General features: G+C 36.5%; 18 protein-coding genes. 3 read left to right on the plus strand and 15 right to left on the minus strand.

Annotated elements, in window-relative coordinates; all coding sequences use genetic code 11:
* Window positions 1-254: 254 nt before the first annotated feature.
* The 9 genes from SP041_RS17775 to lepA form a co-directional block, all read right to left on the minus strand.
* Entirely contained in the window at window positions 255-1,850 is a 1,596-nt protein-coding gene (locus SP041_RS17775) for a TerD family protein (protein WP_025562906.1), read from the minus strand.
* A gap of 431 nt (window positions 1,851-2,281) precedes the next feature.
* Window positions 2,282-3,097, minus strand: coding sequence for a nucleoside triphosphate pyrophosphohydrolase (gene mazG, locus SP041_RS17780; protein WP_025562907.1), 816 nt, complete (start codon window positions 3,095-3,097; stop codon window positions 2,282-2,284).
* Window positions 3,098-3,215: 118 nt separating this feature from the next.
* Window positions 3,216-4,442: a cysteine desulfurase gene (locus SP041_RS17785; protein WP_025562908.1), complete on the minus strand. Its 1,227-nt coding sequence runs from the start codon at window positions 4,440-4,442 to the stop codon at window positions 3,216-3,218.
* 182 nt (window positions 4,443-4,624) lie between these two features.
* Window positions 4,625-5,365, minus strand: a complete 741-nt coding sequence (gene pdxJ / locus SP041_RS17790; RefSeq protein ID WP_025562909.1) for a pyridoxine 5'-phosphate synthase — start codon at window positions 5,363-5,365, stop codon at window positions 4,625-4,627.
* Between the two features lie 76 nt (window positions 5,366-5,441).
* Window positions 5,442-6,143, minus strand: coding sequence for a DNA repair protein RecO (gene recO, locus SP041_RS17795; protein WP_025562910.1), 702 nt, complete (start codon window positions 6,141-6,143; stop codon window positions 5,442-5,444).
* Window positions 6,144-6,230: 87 nt separating this feature from the next.
* On the minus strand, window positions 6,231-7,133 hold the full coding sequence (gene era / locus SP041_RS17800; protein WP_025562911.1) for a GTPase Era: 903 nt from the start codon (window positions 7,131-7,133) through the stop codon (window positions 6,231-6,233).
* Between the two features lie 70 nt (window positions 7,134-7,203).
* Window positions 7,204-7,890, minus strand: a complete 687-nt coding sequence (gene rnc / locus SP041_RS17805; protein ID WP_081695326.1) for a ribonuclease III — start codon at window positions 7,888-7,890, stop codon at window positions 7,204-7,206.
* Window positions 7,887-8,807, minus strand: coding sequence for a signal peptidase I (gene lepB / locus SP041_RS17810; protein ID WP_025562914.1), 921 nt, complete (start codon window positions 8,805-8,807; stop codon window positions 7,887-7,889). Before lepB ends, rnc begins: the two co-directional genes overlap by 4 nt.
* 155 nt (window positions 8,808-8,962) lie before the next feature.
* Complete coding sequence (lepA, locus tag SP041_RS17815; protein WP_025562915.1) at window positions 8,963-10,759, minus strand: translation elongation factor 4; 1,797 nt, start codon at window positions 10,757-10,759, stop codon at window positions 8,963-8,965.
* Window positions 10,760-11,346: 587 nt separating this feature from the next.
* On the opposite strand from lepA, the gene SP041_RS17820 reads away from it, so the two are divergent.
* Window positions 11,347-11,808, plus strand: coding sequence for an RNA-binding protein (locus SP041_RS17820; RefSeq protein WP_025562916.1), 462 nt, complete (start codon window positions 11,347-11,349; stop codon window positions 11,806-11,808).
* A 441-nt stretch (window positions 11,809-12,249) separates the two neighbouring features.
* Here the strand turns inward: SP041_RS17820 and SP041_RS17825 are convergent, their stop codons facing one another.
* Window positions 12,250-13,128, minus strand: coding sequence for a LysR substrate-binding domain-containing protein (locus tag SP041_RS17825; RefSeq protein WP_025562917.1), 879 nt, complete (start codon window positions 13,126-13,128; stop codon window positions 12,250-12,252).
* Between the two features lie 233 nt (window positions 13,129-13,361).
* On the opposite strand from SP041_RS17825, the gene hisC reads away from it, so the two are divergent.
* Both hisC and SP041_RS17835 read left to right on the plus strand, forming a co-directional pair.
* Window positions 13,362-14,450 carry a histidinol-phosphate transaminase gene (gene hisC, locus SP041_RS17830; protein ID WP_025562918.1) on the plus strand — a complete coding sequence of 363 codons (1,089 nt, stop codon included), beginning with the start codon at window positions 13,362-13,364 and terminating at the stop codon, window positions 14,448-14,450.
* Between the two features lie 41 nt (window positions 14,451-14,491).
* Window positions 14,492-15,280 (plus strand): transporter substrate-binding domain-containing protein, encoded by a 789-nt coding sequence (locus tag SP041_RS17835; protein WP_025562919.1) that lies wholly within the window; start codon window positions 14,492-14,494, stop codon window positions 15,278-15,280.
* 149 nt (window positions 15,281-15,429) lie between these two features.
* Here the strand turns inward: SP041_RS17835 and SP041_RS17840 are convergent, their stop codons facing one another.
* From SP041_RS17840 to SP041_RS17860, 5 genes are all read right to left on the minus strand, one after another.
* The gene (locus SP041_RS17840; RefSeq protein WP_025562920.1) at window positions 15,430-17,496 is read right to left on the minus strand and encodes an oligopeptidase B; all 2,067 of its coding nucleotides are present in this window, start codon (window positions 17,494-17,496) and stop codon (window positions 15,430-15,432) included.
* Window positions 17,497-17,887: 391 nt separating this feature from the next.
* Window positions 17,888-18,475: an HD domain-containing protein gene (locus SP041_RS17845; RefSeq protein WP_025562921.1), complete on the minus strand. Its 588-nt coding sequence runs from the start codon at window positions 18,473-18,475 to the stop codon at window positions 17,888-17,890.
* Window positions 18,476-18,687: 212 nt separating this feature from the next.
* Window positions 18,688-20,244, minus strand: a complete 1,557-nt coding sequence (locus SP041_RS17850) for a DHA2 family efflux MFS transporter permease subunit (RefSeq protein ID WP_025562922.1) — start codon at window positions 20,242-20,244, stop codon at window positions 18,688-18,690.
* Window positions 20,245-20,252: 8 nt separating this feature from the next.
* Window positions 20,253-21,437, minus strand: a complete 1,185-nt coding sequence (locus SP041_RS17855; protein WP_025562923.1) for an efflux RND transporter periplasmic adaptor subunit — start codon at window positions 21,435-21,437, stop codon at window positions 20,253-20,255.
* A gap of 75 nt (window positions 21,438-21,512) precedes the next feature.
* On the minus strand, window positions 21,513-21,944 hold the full coding sequence (locus SP041_RS17860; RefSeq protein WP_037047977.1) for a MarR family transcriptional regulator: 432 nt from the start codon (window positions 21,942-21,944) through the stop codon (window positions 21,513-21,515).
* Window positions 21,945-22,478: the final 534 nt, after the last annotated feature.

The following is a 22,478-nucleotide window of genomic DNA, read 5'->3' on the forward strand; positions in this document are numbered from 1 at the left end:
CAAAAATGAAGAATATTGAACATTTAGATGGGAAGATATTATAGCAAGCGCGCTGATTTTCGACAATCTTTTCTCTATATTTACCGATAATATTTATTTCTATTGTAAAAACAACATTTAAGCGGCCGAAATCCTATTATATTGACGACTTTTATGACGTTAAAAACAACTCATAAAAGCCTATCAGTCCCTGAATAGAAAGATCTCCGGTACGGGGTGGTTATTTTTGCATTTGATATTTATGTTTAAACAAATCACCGCGTTGAGTTTTTAAGACTAGAGAAATCATAAAAAATAGCCCCCTCTCTATTAATCGCAGTATGTCCTAGCCCCTGGTCACAAAGCTTGTCTAACATTTCTGTTGCTCTTTCAATATTAACTCGACAGTGAGTCGCAATATCAAAGGGGGTTAGTTGATAATTATTGCCTTTGATCATATTTAAAACTAAACGTTCAAAACGCTCATCTTGAATTACCTTTAATGCTTTAGAAGCACGCTGGAATAAATACCATCCGAGCCCACCTAATAAACATGCAAGCGGTAAAAACAATAAACGGCTAAACGTTAACAGCACAAGTAATGCTGCTATCCCCATCAACATATAAGATAAAGACTGCATTTTTTTATGCTTATCTACTGCCGTTTTATTCTCTGCTTCAAAAGCTGCAATTTCTTGCTCTAATGATATGGATGATAATGGTGCTTGAGGAGGGACATAACGTAATTTAGGGGGTGAAAATTGATAACGCTCTCCGATTTTCTCTAAACCACTTGAAAAACCTTGCCCAACAGCTCGAATTGACCAACCTTTGTGATGACGATAAAAGTTTAACAACACCATCGTATTATAATTTTTATCAGTCGTTTCGCAGACATACTTTGCCATTTTCTGTTCAGTGTAGGTATTGCTCAAGCTCAACTCAATAAAGTCAGCACTATTAATACGCTTACTGCTAGCTCGTCTGGTTATTAAAATTTGAATTTTAGTGACATCTGATGGCAAGAGGTCAAGATTAATCGAAATCTCCGAATCATCGAGTTTAACCCCCTCTCCACGTAATATTGTATTTTCGTGATATAAAAAATCTTTAATATTATTGACTTTATTATCACGATTGATGGCGACCACATTTAATGCTAAATCATCAATTTTAGGCACGACATTAAGCTTACAGGAGATCGCAGAGCAGTGATTAAAGTGCTCGCTTAGTGATAAGTTCTGACCTTTTTTTAATTCAACATTATCAATAAAACTATTATTTAATGAATGAGTCACCGTTTCTACTTCACTTTCTTCATGCTGAGGCATTGATGCAGCTTGTGAGTCTCCAGACGCAGCCGACTTAATAAAACGGAGCCCTAACTGGGTTAAAGTCGTTAAATAACTGGTCTTCAAAGGTAAACTTTTATAGCCTAACTTCCACATGTTGTTATGTTTATAAAACTCAAAAAGCAACACACCTTTATGTGTATCATTAAACGCTTGCACATCCATTTTAGCTAATCGACCGAGGGATAAATCGTTAACTCTAATTTGAAAATGGCTCATCTGTTTTAAAGAATAATGACTGTTTTCAGGTAAAAAACCATAAAAAGCAATCCTATCAACCTTTGAAGCAAGTTGTGGAAATTGAATAGTAAAATGCCGTCCAGAATTATCTTGATTTACGGCATCAGGCTGTGTCCACTTTTTGGGATCAACAGGGGACTCTGCAAGCACAGCACCATTAGAGAAAGCGACGGCATGAATAGTCAAATTCAAGTCACTTTTCAAGCTACGCCATGCAAAATCAACTTCAACACAACCAATCTTTTCAATTAAGATGTTTTGACCAACCACTAATGCCATAAATCACTTCTTTCAATAAATAAAGGAAACTCACACCCACTTTGCAGCTATTTGTTATTAACCTAAGTAGATGACAGATTTAATAAAATCGATACTAATTATTTGAATGTTTAACGCTTATAAGCACTTAACTATTTATCGCGACTACTGCACTATTGCTAACACAATATTCACGAGTTGAGACAGCCTCTTACCAATAAAAACAAATGCTAATACTTTAATAGTAATGGAGGTAAAAAATAATTTTTAAATGCTTAATTCTTGCCATATTAACTGATAATACTCAATATCTTAACTTTCATATCACTTGGAGTGACAAATAATTGATTAAAAAAGCTAAGCAAACATCTTATTGACCACCATCAAGAATAAAAAATTGGCAATTACTATTAAAAATAATGCCAACATCGACCATGATAATAAATGAGGTACTATTTTTTAACTTTTTTGATTTCGTTCCAAATTGAATCTAACTCATTCAATGTGCAATCACCCATCTCTTTTCCTAAAGACTTAACGTGTTGCTCTACAAGCTTAAATCTTGATGAAAACTTTTGGTTCGCTTGATTTAGTACTTGTTCTGGATTCGCTTTTAAATGACGAACGAGATTAACGTTAGCAAATAATAGATCACCTAACTCATCAACAATTCTTTCTTTTTGTTGCGCTTCAGTTAAGTCAGTTCTTTTGACTTCGACTAAGACTTCATCAATCTCTTCATGAATTTTAGCAATAACAGGTTCTAATTCAGCCCAATCGAAACCAACACTCGCGGCACGTTTTTGAATTTTATAAGCACGTGTTAATGAAGGTAAAGCAAGTGGAATGTTATCTAAAATACTTTCTTCTGTGTTTAAAGACTTGGCTTTTTTAAGGCGCTCTTTTTCTTTTTCTGCTTCCCAATTGGCATTGATTTCTGCATCAGTTGTAAACTCTGAAGTAGAAAACACGTGAGGATGTCGACGTATCAACTTTTCGTTTAATACTTCTAGAATGTCATCAAACTCAAATAAACCTTGTTCCTTTGCTAACTGAGCATAAAAAACAACTTGGAATAATAAGTCCCCTAACTCCCCTTTTAAGTCATCAAAGTCTTTGTTCGCAATAGCATCTGCCACTTCATAAGCTTCTTCAATGGTATGGGGCACCACGCTATCAAAGGTTTGCTTAAGATCCCATGGGCACCCTGTTTCAGGTGTACGTAGTTGCTGCATGATTGATAATAGTTGCGTTAAGTTTGCTGACATAATAGTTCCTAAATAAATACTTCGAAGAAAAATGGACTTAATTAATCGCTTAATTAAAACCTTACTTAATAGTCTAATCGATACTTTGGTTTAGTTAAGAATTTAATTGAGAGTCTACTTAATCACCTAAAAGCTCAATCACCTTTTGTAATGCATCGACAAACACTTTGGCTTCGTCCAATGTGTTATAAACAGAAAAAGATACTCTCACTGTACCGCTACAATTTAATACTGACATTAATGGCATCGCACAATGCGTTCCACTTCTAACAGCAATACCCTGTGCATTTAATAACATGGCAATATCTGCGCTGTGCTCACCTTTCACAATAAAGCTGATGGCACCTGACTTTGTTAATCCTTTGGCAAATAGGTTTATTTCAGGCATCTCACTTAGGGCGTTTTCAGTATATTCAATTAAGCTTTGTTCATGATTTTGACAACATTCAGTGTCTAGAGCATTTACAAAATCAATGGCTGCGCCTAGGCCAATAGCACCTGCAATATTAGGCGTACCCGCTTCAAATTTGAAAGGTAGTTGGTTGTAGGTGGTTTCTTCAAAGGTGACAGTTTGAATCATTTCACCGCCGCCTTGCCATGGAGGAAGTTGATTTAATAAATCCTGTTTCCCATACAACACACCGATACCTGTTGGGCCAAATAATTTATGCCCAGAGAAGAGGTAAAAATCACAATCAAGTTGTTGTACATCTACATCAATATGCGCAACAGCTTGTGCCCCATCTATAATCACTTTAGCGCCTTGTTGATGTGCTAATTCAATCACTTCTTTAATGGGATTAATAACACCAAGTGCATTGGAAACATGCGCAATAGAAACAATTTTAGTGCTTGATGTGAGTAAAGATTGAAAGGTAATTAAATCTAAACAATGCTGTTCAGTTAAAGGAATGACTTTAAGCATTGCACCTGTTTTTTTAGCAAGCATTTGCCAAGGTACAATATTGGCATGATGCTCTAAAGCACTAATAATAATTTCATCGCCAGCCTGTAACTGATCTGCAAATACGTTAGCTAATAGATTAATGCCTTCGGTTGTGCCTTTTGTCCAAATGATTTCTTCTGAACGTTGTGCATTAATAAATGTTTGTACTTTGACTCGGCTTTGTTCAAATAATGACGTTGCTTGGTTACTTAACGCGTGACTAGCTCGATGCACATTGGCATTACTGGTTTGGTAATAATGGCAGATAGCATCAATGACTGATTGTGGCTTTTGCGTAGTGGCGGCGTTATCGAGATAAACAAGCTGATGCTCATTTACTTGCTGATCTAAAATAGGAAATTGGGTTCGTAACTGCTCAATATAAAGATCTGAACTCACGTGACACCTCTACAACGGGGAATGAAACAATAAATATATTATGATTAATATAAGTAGACTGTAAGTCAGCTTAAGTATAAAAGCAGAATTATAAGCATTAATCATTCAGTTCGATTAATGCTTATTAATAGTCAAATAATGACTTATAAATACTTACTTATAGCTTACTTATACGTTATTGCCTATAAACTATGATTACGACCTTCAATCATCAAACGTTTCATCTCACTTACTGCAACAGAGAAACCATCTATTAATGCACGAGCAACAATGGCATGACCAATATTAAGCTCGATGATTTCAGGTAACGCTGCGATAGGCTTAACATTGTGATAATTTAAACCATGACCGGCATTAACTTTAATACCCGCTTTATGACCATAGGTTGCCGCTTTAGCAACACGTGCTAACTCAGCTTCTTGGATATCGTCATTTTTAGCATCTGCATATTGACCTGTATGTAATTCAACATACGCCGCTTTCATTTTAACGGCAGCATCAATTTGTGCCGCTTCAGGGTCAATAAACAAACTCACTTGAATGTTCGCCGCATTTAAACGACTTACTGCATTAGCGATTTTATCGTAATTACCCACTACATCTAAACCACCTTCAGTGGTGAGTTCTTCACGTTTTTCTGGGACTAAACAAACAAATGTTGGTTTAGTTTTTAGTGCAATTTCGACCATTTCATCGGTTACTGCCATTTCAAGATTCATACGAGTCTGTAATGTTTGTGCTAACACGGCAACGTCACGATCATGGATATGACGACGATCTTCACGGAGATGAATAGTAATACCATCAGCACCAGAGGTTTCTGCTACTGCGGCTAAATGTGCTGGTTCTGGGTAACATGTACCACGTGCATTACGAAGTGTTGCAACATGGTCGATATTTACACCTAATAAAATTTTGCTCATGTTATTTCCTTTATGCTGTTGCTATTAATTCTTTACTTTGGTCTGATTTTTAACGCGTTGAAATGACCCAAACTTTTTATTTAGCGGCGAAAAGTGCACGACTATGTAAGGGTTTATCACCTAACAAATTGGCTAATGCTTGACGGCAAAAACGTTTTGCCATTTTTAAAGTTGCTTCACTATCTAGTTCGCGTTGCGATAGATTAATTATATCTTGCCCATCATAAACCTGTTCTGGTTTACAAATAGCTTGTTTAGCAAAGAAACCAAGTTGCTGTTGATATTGATATTGAAAACCTGATTCGATAATGTCATCACTGTAAACATCATGATCGAAGTTAATACCATAACCTAATGTTTCTAATAATGTTAATTCAAATAAACGTAGTGCTTTTTGTGGGTCGTCATCACGGGCAATACTAATAAGAGTACGTTGATAACATTCAAAAAGACCATCGCAGGCCGTCTCAGCTTGCAATAAACGATATAGCAGCTCGTTAACGTACATCGCAATATATAAACGTTGCCCATGTAGAGGTACAACTTGAGTTTGCGCCTCTAGAGACTTAACCGTTTTTAAACTACCACGGCCAAAATAACTGGCGAGCAATAACGTGAATGGCTGAGCCATGCCGCGTTTCATGCGAGTACTACTACGTCCGCCTTTAAAAATAAGGCTTACTTTACCGACGTCTTGGCAAAACAGGTCAACAAGTTGACTAGTTTCACCGTAAGGACGACGGTGAAGTATAAAAGCATTGTGGCACTCAATAGACATTAAATAGCCTCTATAAGCAGAAAATAACCATTTGAAAGGTCAAAGCTTTTGCCAGTAAATGGCTAAGCTAAAACCTATTAACGTCTATTAACCGTTATAATCATCGCCATAACCCAATGAACGTAATGCACGATCGTCATCAGCCCAACCAGATTTAACTTTAACCCAAATTTCTAGGAATACTTTAGAGTCAAATAGCTCTTCCATATCGATTCGTGCTTGCATGCCTATCGCTTTCAGCTTTTCGCCTTTATTACCGATAACCATACGTTTTTGACCATCACGCTCTACTAAGATCAGAGCATTAATATGCAAAATACCATTAGCTTTTTGTTTAAATTGTTCGATTTCAACGGTGACTGAATACGGTAATTCATCACCTAAAAAGCGCATTAGCTTTTCGCGTACAATTTCAGATGCCATGAAACGTGAAGAACGGTCTGTAATGTAATCTTCTGGGAAATAAAACTCAGATTCAGGTAAAACGCCTTTAGCCCACTCACGAATTTTTTCAACGTTATCACCCGATTTAGCTGACATAGGCAAAATATGCGCAAAGTTATAAAGCTTACCGATCTTCTGTAGATGCGGTAATAATAATTCTTTATCTTCGACGTTATCAATCTTATTAACCGCTAAAATCACTGGGCATTTTAGGTATTCAAATTTTCTTAATACCATTTCGTCATCAGCAGTCCAATGTGTCCCTTCAACTACAAACACAATCATTTCTACATCATTGATTGAGCTTGATGCGGCACGATTCATTAAACGGTTAATGGCACGTTTTTCTTCAATATGTAATCCAGGTGTATCAACAAAGATGGTTTGATAATCACCATCAGTATCAATACCAAGAATACGGTGACGCGTTGTTTGTGCTTTACGTGAAGTAATACTTACTTTTTGACCAAGCAATGCATTAATAAGCGTTGATTTCCCTACATTAGGACGCCCGACGATTGCGACTAAGCCACATTTTTGTGTCATTATTTAGCTCCTAAATAGATGAAAGTTAAAGTTAGTAATACAGGTAAATAAATAGCATTAAGAAGTAACATTATTTGTCACCTAACAATGCGGTTAACATAGTTTGTGCAGCAACTTGCTCAGCTTTACGACGACTAGTACCCTTGCCTTGCACTTGTTGCATACCTTCAATTTCACAGCTCATAGTGAATTGTTGATTGTGAGCTTCACCTTTAACATCAAGCACTTCATAAAGTGGTAAAGGCTGTTTACGAGATTGTAAATGCTCTTGTAAACGTGTCTTAGGATCTTTTTGGCCAATACCAGGTTGAATGGTATTAAGACGGCTTTCAAACCAACTTAATACTAATTTATTCACCACATCGATATTAGAATCTAAGAAAACAGCACCAATAATAGCTTCAACGCCATCAGCGATAATTGAATCACGACGGAAGCCACCGCTCTTTAATTCGCCAGGCCCTAAGATCAAGCAATCACTCAATACAAATTCACGCCCTACTTCTGATAACATTTTTCCACAGACTAAGGTCGCACGCATACGGCTTAAGTCGCCTTCATCAACTTTAGGAAAACGTTTATATAAATCAGTTGAGATAGCAAAACTTAAAATTGAATCGCCTAAAAACTCTAAACGTTCATTATGTAAACCAAGCGCACTTCGGTGTGTTAAAGCTTGCTTCAATAATGAAAAATCTGAAAATTCGTAACCGATGCGTTTCTCTAAACGTTTTAACTCTTGTTCTTTCATCTTCATTTGATGCTACCTATACGTTCAAAACGTACATTACTTGGCACCCAATTAGGTAAAAAGTCACTCGCATCACGGTCAAATTCAAAACTAATCCATTTAGCAACGGCTTTACCAACTAAGTTACGCTCAGGTACAAATCCCCAGAAACGGCTATCACGACTATTATCGCGGTTATCACCCATTACAAAGTAATTGCCTTCTGGTACAACCCATTCATAAGTGTAAGTTGATACGTCTTTTTGTTGGTAATAAGCTTGCGTTTGTTCTCTGCGTAAAGGATTAATCAACAACTGATGCTCTGCATCACCTAATACTTCAGAGTAAACTTTTACGGTGTTACTTTCATGTTTGAAATCTTGATCGCCAATGAACGAGGTATCTAGTTTTTTATAATCGCCACAACTTGCTTCACCACATGCAGGTAAGATATATAATTCTTTATCTTTATAAACGATCTTATCGCCCGGTAAACCAACAATACGTTTGATGAAGTCTACACGTTGATCTTCAGGGTATTTAAATACCGCAACATCACCACGCTCAGGGTGACCAGTTGGGATTAACGTTGTTTGCCAAACCGGCTCTTTAATACCGTATGAGAATTTTTCAACTAAAATAAAATCACCAACGAGTAGCGTTGGCATCATTGAACCCGATGGAATTTGAAACGGTTCATAAATAAAAGAACGTAAAATAAAGACGGTTGCGATAACTGGAAATAAACTACGTGCATTTTCAATAATTGGATTTTCTGGAACCATTTTTGCCAGAGTTTTATCGTCTAACTCAATCTCAGATTGAGCTTGTAAATCGGCATAAGCCTGCTTACGTTTTTTAGCCCATTTAATTTTATCGAAAACCCAAACCAGACCGGTTACTAAGGTCAAAATTACTAATATCAATGCAAATGAATTTGCCATTTTTTTTCCTATCCACTTATAAATCATATTAATTAATGGATTTTAACTAATATGACTCGTTTAAAATACAAAATGCGCGGGCTAAACACCAGCGCATTAACATTCTTTAATTACTATTTTCTATCATCAAACTCAAAAGAATTAGTAATCAAACACTACTTATCTTTACCGATATGTAACACCGCTAAGAAAGCCTCTTGAGGAACATCAACGTTACCAACAGACTTCATTCGCTTCTTACCTTCTTTCTGTTTCTTTAACAGTTTTTTCTTACGGCTGATATCACCACCGTAACATTTTGCCAATACGTTTTTAGTTAATTGCTTAACCGTTGAACGGGCAATAATTTTACTACCAATCGCAGCTTGTATTGCAATATTAAACATTTGACGAGGAATCAATTCTTTCATTTTTTCTACTAATTCACGTCCATAACCTTCTGCATTATCACGATGTGTAATCAATGCTAATGCATCAACACGATCGCCATTGATCATGACATCAACACGTACCATTTCAGCTAATTGGAAACGAATGAAGTTATATTCCAATGACGCATAACCACGACTTGTTGATTTTAAACGGTCAAAGAAGTCCATGACTACTTCACCCATTGGGATCTCGTAAGTTAATGCCACTTGGTTACCGTGATAAGCCATTTTAGTTTGTACACCACGTTTGTTAATACATAAAGTGATTACGTTACCTAAATAAGCTTGAGGTACTAAAATATTACACTCAGCAATTGGCTCGCGGATCTCTTTAATATCATTTGTCGCTGGTAATTTAGCAGGGCTATCTACGTATTCAATTTCGTTGTTATTTTTTTCAACTTCATAGATTACGGTTGGTGCCGTTGTAATCAAATCAATATCGTATTCACGCTCTAAACGCTCTTGAATAATCTCCATGTGTAGTAAACCTAAGAAACCACAACGGAAACCAAACCCTAGTGCCGACGAGTTCTCTGGTTCATACAATAATGACGCATCATTAATACTTAATTTACCCAGTGCATCACGGAAGTTTTCATAATCGTCAGAGCTTACTGGAAATAAACCAGCGTAAACCTGCGGTTGAACACGTTTAAAACCAGGTAATGCTTTTGGTGATGGGTTATCAGCAAGTGTTAACGTATCCCCTACTGGCGCACCTAAAATATCTTTAATACCAGAAATAACATAACCAACTTCACCGGCTTTTAAAATACCTGTTTCTTTCTGTTTTGGCGTAAAGTAACCCACTTTTGTCACTAAATGAACTTGACCTGTGGTCATTACTTTCATTCTATCGCCGACTTTAATTTGACCGTGCTTGATACGTACCAATGAAACAACACCTTGGTAGTTATCAAACCATGAGTCGATAATTAATGCCTGTAGAGGGCCATCCAAATTACCTTCTGGCGGCGGGATCATGCGAACGATCTCTTCTAACACTAAATCAATACCTAGCCCTGTTTTAGCAGAACAACGCACTGCGTCTGTGGCATCGATACCCACAATGTCTTCAATTTCTTCAGCAACACGATCAGGTTCCGCTGCTGGCAAATCAATCTTATTTAAGATTGGGACAACTTCTAAGTCCATTTCTAATGCGGTATAACAGTTTGCTAGTGTTTGAGCTTCAACACCTTGACCTGCATCAACAACTAATAAAGCACCTTCACAAGCCGCTAAAGAGCGTGATACTTCATAAGAGAAATCTACATGCCCTGGTGTGTCGATAAAGTTTAATTGGTAAGTTTCACCGTCTTTCGCTTTATAATCTAATGTGACACTTTGCGCTTTGATGGTAATGCCACGCTCGCGTTCGATATCCATAGAATCAGTTACTTGCGCGGCCATTTCACGCTCAGTTAAACCACCACAAGTGCTGATTAAACGATCTGACAATGTTGATTTACCATGGTCGATATGGGCAATAATTGAAAAGTTACGAATATTTTTCATGAATACTTTTAATACCTTATTAGTGACTACATATTGCATTGCGATACAGGTTGATCATTACTTAATTACCACTTTATCGCAGCCAACTTAAACGCTATTTTCTATACGTTTTAAGCAACTTTAATGCTTACTTTTGATGTCTGGTTTTAACACGCCTAATTTGCGCATCCTAATTGCCGTGCATTCTAGCGAATTTCTGTTTTAATCTCCATCTTTAAACACCTATAGTCGTAATGCTTTAGCAGTTAACTGCGTGTTATATTTTTTGTCAGAATAAAAAGTAAACATTTATCTTCAAAAAGATATTGAGAACAAAAAATCAGCACTAAATGGTCACATTTCCCTCACAAACAGCGAGGCTTCCCTCACATTTTTAACTTTTCTTCAATAAGATCAAAGATGATCAAGCAATCTATTAACGCTAATTAGTTTTTTTGACATACAATAGAGCTTGCTTTTCATGGATTGATAATGGCAGGGATTATGCCACCATTCTCAAAAAAAGCATTATGAGCTATTTTCGGGATATCGAATCTACGCTTACGTTTCTAGTTCTTTTCTTTTATTATTTTTGAGGTTATTAAATTATGAAGTCAAACACTCCAGTGTTGCTTTCTGTTGCAGTTGCCGTTATTGGTGCAGCTGCCATCACCCTACTTTCAATCAGCCTAAATGGCGCGATATTATTCGCCGCTGGTGCAGTGATAGTTGGTTTTCTTATTCAATTTGCAAATACAAGCAAAACGGCTACAACAGCAACAGCGCCTGAAGCTGATTTTGCAACGACAACACTATATGTTGGTAACTTACCTTACCGCGCAAACGAAATGGCTATTCGCACATTATTTGCAGAACACGGTAAAGTTATTTCAGTACGTTTAATGAAAGACAAACACACAGGTAAGCGCCGTGGTTTTGGTTTTGTTGAAATGCCTGAAAGCGATGCAGCAAACGCAATTGAAGCATTAAATGAACAAGAGTTCCAAGAACGTTCATTAAAAGTACGTGAAGCAAACGAACGTACTCCACGTGAAGATTCAGTTGAATAAACTTTTCAGCTAGCGTAAAAAAGCCCGAGGCAACTTATTGTTCTCGGGCTTTTTTTGTTTTAGGGCTGTTAATATCAATCTAAGTCATTATCTAGTCATTTATGCTTGTTAAAATGAACCCTAGCTTCGTTGTTTATTTTGTAATGAGAATAACTAGTTACTGCAATCAACGCCTTGCTAGCATCCATTTCCCCTAATGCCTAAATAGGCCATTTATTTATCCAGATTGGTATAATCATTGTTCAGATTTTAATTATCTATTAAAACGAATTATCTATAAGTGTGTTATCTATAAATATAATGCTTATAAATGTAAGACTCACCTTTATCAAACAACATTTAGTCACCCTCTCTGTTCTACTCAGCTCTCTTTGTTTATGCCACTTTATGCTCAGTAATGAGTTTGATGTCAGGCAGTTATTACCGATTACATTAAATATGTTATCTAGTGTGCTCTAGAAGCCAAGCGACTAATATGGGTAATGACAAATTGTTAGATGTTTTTGAACTTGCTAAATAATAACCTTTACCTGATTTTACCTGTAATGAATGCGGCATCACTAGTGCACCAGATTCAACATCTAACGAAGCTAACACAAGATCACCAATGCTAATACCAAACCCTTGCTTGGCAGCACTCACAGCAACATCCAAAGTCGCAAAGTGTTGATTATGTTTTGAAACTAATGAAGCACTATTGGCATGAGTTAACCATAAAGACCAATCACTTTGCTGCGGTGTAGAATGCAACCATGGCATATTTTTCATTTCATCTATGCTTAGCTGAGTTGTTCCTTCAGGCAATAAGGAAGATGCACATACGGGCGTTAATACTTCCTCGAACAATAGATCGCTCGTTAAGCTTTTATCTTTTATCTCAGTGCAATAACAAATAGCCGCATCGAAGGATTCTGATGAGAAATTAATATCATGTTTAATGGAAGAGGTCAGCTCTACTTTTATCTCGGGATAGGCTTGTTGAAAAGCCATCACCTTTGGCAGTAACCAAGTGGTAATACAGCTAGGTACTTTTAATTTAATGATAGGTTTTATAGCTGAAACTTGTTCAACAGCGTTTTTCATTTGTTGAAGTACTTGTTTTATTAACGGTAAAAAGCGCAGACCTTTCTCGGTTAAGCTTAAGCCTCTCGCATGTCGATGAAATAAAGTGATATCAAGCTTTTTTTCTAAAGAGATAATTTGTCGACTAACCGCACCTTGGGTCACATTCAATATTTGCGCTGCTAGTGTGAATTTTAGTTGCTCCGCAGTCACAATGAAGGCCTGCATCTCTTTAGTGGAAGGTAAACGATTATTCATTATTATCTCGTACTGACTGATGCAAATAGAACGAACAAGTAACCGATTATGCTTCTTTCACATAACTAGCTATGATTTTTATTCATAGCTAGTATACCTATTTTTCGTTTCATCTTTCAATGAAGATTTGCTTTAATCAAGCTAACAATAAAAATGAATAATTATTCTAATTTAAAGCGTAAATATTCAATTATTTATAACACTGTATTTTTATTTAAGTTGGAAGTTGGTCAATGCAATCATTAGCATCAAAATTAGTCCCTAGCGCAGTACAAAAGCTTGTCCCTTATCAATCTGCACGTCGCCTTGGTGGCAATGGGCATTTATGGCTAAATGCGAATGAACTTGAAACCTGTGCTCAATATGGAGGTTTAAGCCAAGGTAGTAATGAGCACTATCATCGTTATCCTGATTTTTTACCCCATGATACGGCACAAGCTTACCTCAACTACTGCGAACAACAATCGGGCAAACTAGATTGTGAAATAGTCGCTGTACGCGGCGCAGACGAAGCCATTGATTTATTGGTTCGTACTTTCTGTAGTCCGGGTAACGATCAAATCATTATATGCCCTCCCACTTATGGCATGTATGAGTTTTGTGCTGATTCATTTTCTGTAAAAACCTGTAAAGTACCATTATTAGAAAACTTTCAACTTGATGTAGAAAACATTAAAAAACAGTTACCAAGCAGCACCTTACTATTTTTATGCTCCCCTAATAACCCGACGGGTAATGGCATTAATGAAGCCGATATTGTTGACCTATTAGAAGCGAGTAAAGATTCTACATTAGTGGTGGTTGATGAAGCTTATATTGAATTTTCAAAGCATGGCAGTGCATTACATTTAATGCATAAATATCCGCACTTAATTGTTATACGCACCTTATCAAAAGCCTTTGGATTGGCTGCAATTCGCTGTGGTTTTTTACTTGCAGACACCAGTGTCATGGCTTATATCAATCGTCTGATTGCACCGTACCCAATTGCAGATCCGACGGCAGAGATTGCGCTAAAAGCATTGTCTCAAAATGGAATACACCTTATGCAACAACAAACAAGTAAACTTATACAAGTACGTGAATGGTTTAAAGGTCAGCTAATGTTATTAGATTCTGTACAGCATGTGTTTGGTAGTGAAACCAACTTTGTTTTGATTCGATTTAGTAATAATGTAAACAGTTATCAGTATCTCATTGAACAAGGCATTGTAACGCGAAATCAAATCCATGAGCCTGCTTTAAATGATTGTATTCGTATTACTATTGGATCTAAAGAAAGCATGCTTGAAACCTTAAACGCTCTAAAAAACTTAAATTAACCATTTATAACAATTAACAATATCTCTAAAAGGAACTTACGATGAAATCGTTAAAAATAGCAGTACTATTATCATCAACATTATTGTCATCAATATTTATGACCCCATTACAGGCAGCAGAATCAAAGGCCGTTCGTTTATCTTCTGATTTTACTTACCCACCATTTAACTACAAAAATTCAGACGGTAAACCTATTGGCTTTGATATAGAAATTGCAGATGCTTTATGTGCTCAAGCGGCACTAAAATGTGAATGGGTCACACTTGCATGGGACGGTTTAATCCCGGGGTTATTATCAAGAAAATCAGATGTGATCATGGCTTCTATGCGTATTACAGAAGAACGTCAAAAACGCGTACTGTTTACTGATAAATACTATCAAACACCTGCTAGCTTTGTAGCAGCTAAAACAGCAACCTTTACCATTGATAAAGCAGGTTTGAAAGGCAAAGTGATTGGCGTTCAAGTTGGTACAATACATGATAATTATGTAACCGATGTGTACGGTGACGTTGCGGAAATTAAACGTTATACAGGACAAGATCAAGTTTACATTGATTTAGAAAATGGCCGTTTAGATGCAGCATTCGCAAACTCAGATCAGTTAGTGTTAGCTTTCTTACAAAAAGACAATGGCGCTAACTTTGCTTTAAAAGGCAAATTAGTAACTGACAAAGCTTACGTTGGTGAAGGCACAGCATTAGCGTTACGTAAACAAGATAAAAAGCTAGCGGAAAAATTCAATACCGCGATAGCTGAAATCCGTAAAAATGGTACTTACGATAAAATCGCAGCTAAATACTTTAGTTTTGATATTTACGGCGAGTAAATTTCTGACTAAATAAACTGACTAGCTAAATAAAAAACTGACTTACCAAAACGGTAAGTCAGTTTCTATGAGGTATTTTACTTCAGCAATGTATTCCTTTTTACAATACGTTAACTTCTAGCCTCAACAACTCTTTATGAGTTAACTTCTTAACTTGCTAAATCAATCAAGAAGGCAAACTCTCTCGCAATATCTTCAAAGTGCTTAAAGCGCCCTGACTTACCACCGTGTCCTGCTTCCATGTCGGTATATAATAGCAATTGATTATCATCGGTTTTTACTTCACGTAGCTTAGCAACCCACTTAGCAGGCTCCCAGTATTGAACCTGTGAATCATGTAAACCCGTTGTCACTAACATGTTTGGATAAGCTTGGGCAGACACTTGATCATAAGGGCTATAGCTGAGTATATAATGATAATATTCAGGATCATTGGGGTTACCCCATTCATCATATTCACCCGTTGTTAATGGAATAGTGTCATCTAACATTGTCGACACGACATCTACAAAAGGAACTGCGGCAACAACACCACGATACAGTTCAGGTGCTTGATTGACGATGGCTCCCATTAACAATCCACCAGCACTTCCTCCCATTGCAAAAACGTTATCTTTTGCGCCATAGTCTTTTTCGACTAACGCTTTTGAAACATCAACAAAGTCATTAAAGGTATTTTTCTTTTGCAGTAACTTACCTTGTTCATACCAATCTCGTCCAAGTTCTTCACCACCGCGAACATGCGCGACGGCATAAACAAAACCACGGTCTAACAAACTTAAGTTAGCAGAACTAAAACCAATATCTAAACTATGTCCGTATGAACCATAGGCATAAACCAACAATGGATTGTTATGATTAAATAAAGCACGCTTATAAACTAATGAAACAGGCACTTCCACGCCATCTCTAGCCGTTACCCAAACTCGTTCACTTTGGTAATCTTGACTATCAAAATCGCCCATGACCTTGCTTTGTTTTAATAACGTTGTTTCACCGCTATCAAGGTCTAACTCATAGACACTTGAAGGGGTTGTGAATGAAGTATATTGGTAACGAAACTTAGTGCTATTTGACTGCGGATTATAATAACTAAACACAGTATAAACGGGATCATTAAAAGTCAGCTCTCGTGACTCACCCGTTTTAAAATGAATTTGGCGTAGAACCGGTAAGCCCAATGAACGCTCTTCAACCACTAACCAATCATCCATTAGTTCATAACCTTCAAGCAGTACCTTTTCTCTTGCTGGGACTAATGTTTGCCATTCACTTGGCGCAACAACTTGGAAGGTTTCAACATCAGATCCAAGTGTATGTAACGCGAAGTTTTTACCGCTATAGTTACTGCGAATAAAGAACTTATCTTGGAAATGATCAACGCTGTATTCGTGATCTCTTTGTCTTGGTAAAAAGCAGGTAAAGTTTTGTTGCGGTTGGTTTGCATCTAAAATCAGACACTCAGAGGTCATCGTACTATCAGCACAAATAACTAAATAATCTTCTGAACGCGTTTTATATAAATTAAGGTAGAAAGTATCATCTTTCTCTTCATAAATAAGCTCATCGTTAGCAGAAGAATCACCTAATATATGACGATAAACTTGATATGAAAGTAAAGTTTGCGGATGCTGTTTAACATAGAATAATGTTTTATTATCATTTGCCCACACCACATCTGTGACATCTTCAATACTTTCACTCAATATTTCATTGGTGGCTAAGTCTTTAAAACGTAATGTGTATTGACGACGACTAACGGTATCTTCAGTAAACGCTAATAACATTGAATTGGGTGACAGACTTAAATCACCCAATTGATAATAAGAAAATCCTTCAGCGCGTTCATTACAATCAAAAAAGATCTCTTCTTCAGCGTCTAACACACCTTTACGACGAGAATAGACACTGTAGTCTTTGCCTTCATCATAACGAGAGGTGTACCAAAAGCCTTTCTTAAAATAAGGTACTGACTCTAGTTCTGGCTCTTGTCTTGCTACCATTTCATCGTATAAGTTTTGTTGTAGCTCAGCCAAAGGGGCCATTTGCTGTTCTGTATAATTATTTTCTTCTTCTAAATAAGCCAGCACCTTTGGATCTTCTCGATTATCATCACGTAACCAAAAATATTTATCTTCACGTTGATGCCCATGGGTTTCATGTACATGAAGTTGAATATCAGCAGTAGGCTTAATCGCATCGACTTTATTGGTCATATTATCTCTCTTTTACGGATTACATTTTGCGTAACATGTTGTTCAAATAAGTTGCTTACTTTATTTATTTATTTAAAAGTAAAACAACGATCAACAATACATCGGACAAAGTGTGAAAGCTACAAGAGAAAAACCAGAGAGGCACAAATAATAATGTTAGTTAGCGCCATAATAAATATAAATGAAAATAAAAGAGTGAAAGAAAAGAAGAGTACATAAAATAATAGATTAACAGTATGAAGTTAGCTTAATACTTACCTTTGCTTTTTACGTTTATTTTTATGTTTATTTTTTGTATTTAATATTAAATACATGAAACAACTTCGTGGTTGAATCCATTTTCAGCGTTAACACTAAAAGTGATTCCCTCACGAAGCATAAATATTAATGGTTACAACAACCAACCTTTTGCAACGGCAGTATTGGTCTGTTCCAAAACATATTGCCATAATTTAGGTGCCATATATTCTAGGTATTTATTACGCTCTAATACCTGTGATTGGCTAATTTTATGCTTAGCCCAGCTACCACCTTGATTATTCATGTTTTGTACTAACGGCAATATTCTATCCATCGCTTTTGCAAACTGTGCATCATTTGTTTTTGCTTCTTCAAACTCAAACCATAGCGTTTTATAGTGTTCATGTTGAGCAGCTGGTAATAGACCAAATAAACGTTGAGCGGCTTTTTCTTCTTTTAATGCTTGTTGCTCATGATCTTGTGATGCGGCAAAAGCAAATAAGTCACCGGCATCAATTTCAATAATATCGTGAATCAATAACATTTTAACGACACGACTAATATCAATAGGTTGTTCTGCATAATCTTGTAATAACTGTGCCGTTAATGTGATGTGCCAGCTATGCTCTGCACTATTCTCATATCTATCTTTATCTTCTTTGACAGTGGTTTGACGATAAACGGCTTTTAGTTTGTCAATTTCAATAATAAAAGCTAATTGTTGTTCTAAATCGGTCATAAAATTATTTCCTCTATTTATACTGTATAGAATATATTACTGGGCATAACGTGCTAATTAATACTTTATAGAGCCTTGTTCTTAAGAGTCTTTTTAATCATGTTTAATCAATCTATTTTATATTCAATAGCTTACAAAGTTTGAGTTAGCATAACGCCATTAGACAAAAAGTGACATCAAAAATATAAAGGCTAAATAGTCTATGTCATCGATTAATGCCCAGCAGAAGCTTCAGTTGTAGGTAGTTTAGGATCTGACGTCGAGCTAGAAGACTTTATAAAAGGCCCTTTGCTAAACCAAACAATCCCAATTAATACAAAGAATAAAATACCTAACATATAAAAGTAATCATTTAACGACATCATATAGGATTGCGATGTCACCACTGAATTAACCGATGCAAGGTTTGTCTGCGTAGCGCCGCCCATTTTATCTAAATACTCTACCGCGCCAGGATTATAGATATTCACGTGTTCACTCAAGTTTGCATGATGAAAATCCGCACGACGATTCCATATCCAAGTCGTTAATGAAGAAGCAAAACTTGCCCCTAATACACGTAGGAAAGTAGTTAAGCCTGAAGCATCTGCAACTTGATCATGGTTTAAGTTAGACAAGAAAATAGTCGTCAATGGCATAAACATGAAAGCAATACCAATACCCATAAATAACTGCACTTCAGCAACAGAAGCAAAGTCGACAGAAGTATTAAAGTTAGCACGAAGGAAACAAGAGAGACCTATTACAACAAAAGAGATGCTGGCTAAAATCCGCATATCCATTTTATGTGCATATTTACCAATTAACGGTGCAAATATTAACGGTAAAATGCCCATCGGTGCTGAAGCAAGTCCCGCCCAAATAGCCGTGTAACCCATGTAGATTTGTAACCACTGTGGCAAAATAACATTAATAGCAAAAAAGGCAGCATAACTAAGTACCAATGCAATCGTACCAAAGGTGTAGTTACGATCTTTAAACAGGTATAGATTCACAATAGGATTTTTTTCAGTTAATTCCCAAATCACAAAAGAAATTAACGCCACGACAGAAATACAAGTCATGATCACTATTTGAGATGATTCAAACCAATCCGCATTATTACCAAGATCGAGCACTACTTGTAACATACCGACGCCTAACACCAGTAAAGCTATCCCAATAAAATCAATTGGCATTTTAGCGATAGTATCTACGCGTCCTTTCAATTGTTGCCATACGGCGACACAACAGAAAATACCAATAGGAATATTAATAAAAAATATCCAAGGCCAAGAGTAGTTATCAGTGATCCAACCACCTGTTATGGGTCCAACAATAGGAGCGACCACGGTAACCATAGAAATCAATGCTAATGCTGCCCCACGCTTTACAGAGGGAAAAATAGCAAGTAACAAGGTCTGACACATAGGAAACATCGGTCCAGCAAAGAAGCCTTGTAACGCTCTAAAAGCAATCAACTCAGGCATACTGGTTGCGATACCGCATAAAAAAGAAGTTAACGTAAATAATGAAACGGAAACGATAAATAATCTAAGCTGGCCAATACGACGAGAGAGCCACCCCGTCAGCGGTAACGCAATTGCATTACAGACGGCAAATGACGTAATAATCCAGGTGCTCTGTTCTGAACTGACACCTAAACTACCGGCAATCGTAGGTAAAGCAACATTGGCAATGGTACTATCGAGTACTTGCATAAATGTCGCTAATGCTAAAGCAATAACCGCTAATGTTAAACTTGGCGGCTTATAGGTTTGATCCTGCATAACTGCCTCTATTTTTCTTCAGGAAGAGTAACACCGACATTATCGTGTAGGATCTTGGCGACGAGTTTATCCGCCTCCTCTAATGATTTTTGATAAACATTAGTATCAAGACGCGCTTCCTGTTGAACATGTTGAGATAGCACATTACCGGTCGTATCTTCAATATCTACTGTAGCAACCATAGAAAGCCCAATTCTTAACGGGAATTCTGCTTGGTTATCTTCTTCTAAATGAATTTTAACCGGTAAACGTTGTACTATTTTGATCCAGTTACCGCTAGCATTTTGCGCAGGTAATAATGAAAAAGCACTGCCAGTACCAATGCCAAGACTTTCTACTTCCCCTTTATATTTAACGTCATCACCATAAAGGTCAGATACTAACGTGACCTTTTGCCCGATACGCATATCTTTCATCTGACTTTCTTTAAAATTCGCATCTACCCAAACATCATGCAACGGCACAATAACCATTAACTGACTACTTGGTTGCACTTGAGTCCCTAATTGCACTGCTCGTTTAGCAACATAACCACTCACTGGCGCAACAATGTTTGTGCGCATATTATTAAGGTAGCTTTTACGCACCCCTGCTACAGCCCACTTTATTGCTGGGTGATTCTCTATTGCGGTATTATCAACTAATGCTAATGTCATTTTAAACGCTTCTTGTGATGCTAAATAAGCACTATTAGTTGTATCAACTAAGTCTTGGTAATGCGTTAAATCTTCTTTTGAAATAGCACCTGCTTTAGCTATATTTTGACGGCGTTTATAATCATTAACTGCTTGTCGATAGGCAACTTTACTCGATTGCATTTTTGCTTTTTCGTTATCAGCTGCCGCATATAAACTACGTACTTCTCGTACTGCAATCCCTAATTTAGCTTCTGCTTCCTGCAACGCAATTTTAGTATCACTCGAATCTAAAGTGACAATGACCTGGCCTTTTTCAACGTAGTCACCTTGATCAGGCAGCACCATGGTAACCGTTCCTGAAATTTGCGGTGAAATAACCACTAAATCACCATTAACATACGCATCATCAGTCTCTTCTGAATATTTAGAATAAACTTCATAATAGGCAAACCAAGCCACACCAATAACGACCAGTGCGATAAATAATATAATAAAAGAGGTTTTACGTTTGCTTTTAGTCGTATTAGGCGCTGTATTAGTTTCTGTATTTTCCATGACTGAATTACTCATCATATTGTTTATAGGTTAAAGGCTAGGATTAGCTTAAATTTAAATGGAACGTGAAGAAAACTAAGGTAATAAACGTGTCAATAATTGACTAAGTTGATCTACTTCTTTTGGAGAGAGGTCGCCAATGAGTAAAGGCCCTACATCATTTTCCATTGTGTCCATGCATTGTGTTAACAAAGACTCACCAGTAGGAGTCAGGTTTAATAACACACCACGTTTATCTTCTAGATTCGGCTGCTTGTCTATTAAAACTTTCTTAACTAAACGCTCGACCATTCTGGTCATTGAACCTGCATTAATGTTTAGGTATTTACATATTTCAGCTGGGGAGTTCATCTCGTAGTAATGGATAGCCACTAACACTTTAAATTGTGCTGATGACATCCCCAAAGGAGCAAGATATTGATTTAATAATTGTTCTTTATGAAGATTAACTAAACCTATTAGTTTCCCTAATGGTATACCTAATGATTTAGTATTTAAGTTATGCATTATTTTTCTCACTTACTTGCCTAGGCAACTAACAATAAAAATATGTTACTGCCTAGGCAACTAATTTGTCAATTTATAATTGATGACCTTTAAAAATTTATCTCTAGGCTCATTTTAAATACGATTATTTCTTTCTATTTAGAATAAATAATGATATTTGACCTAAGAGAAAGAGAATAAAAATAAAAATAAAAAATAACATCAGGAAAGGATTGTTAATTGTGGGTAAGTTTTTACTTTTAAACACAAAAAATAGACAAGCATCAAGCCATTTTGTAATTTAATAGCGCTTTGTACTAAGCAGTTAACAGACACTTAATTACTTGAATTTAAATAAATAATTATACCGATTACATTAAATAAGTGATCTAAATTTTGCGCAGGAAAAATGAGTTAGTTCAAGGCGAAAATTGAGCTAAATAGATAATTGGACTCCCCTACACCATTACCAACGTGTAGGCTAATATCATTGTTACCACACAAAAATATTAAATGGAGTCCAATAAATGAATAATACTAGAATTGGTGTTGATT

Origin of the sequence: Psychromonas sp. SP041, from assembly GCF_000470315.2 — a bacterium.
GTDB lineage: Bacteria > Pseudomonadota > Gammaproteobacteria > Enterobacterales > Psychromonadaceae > Psychromonas.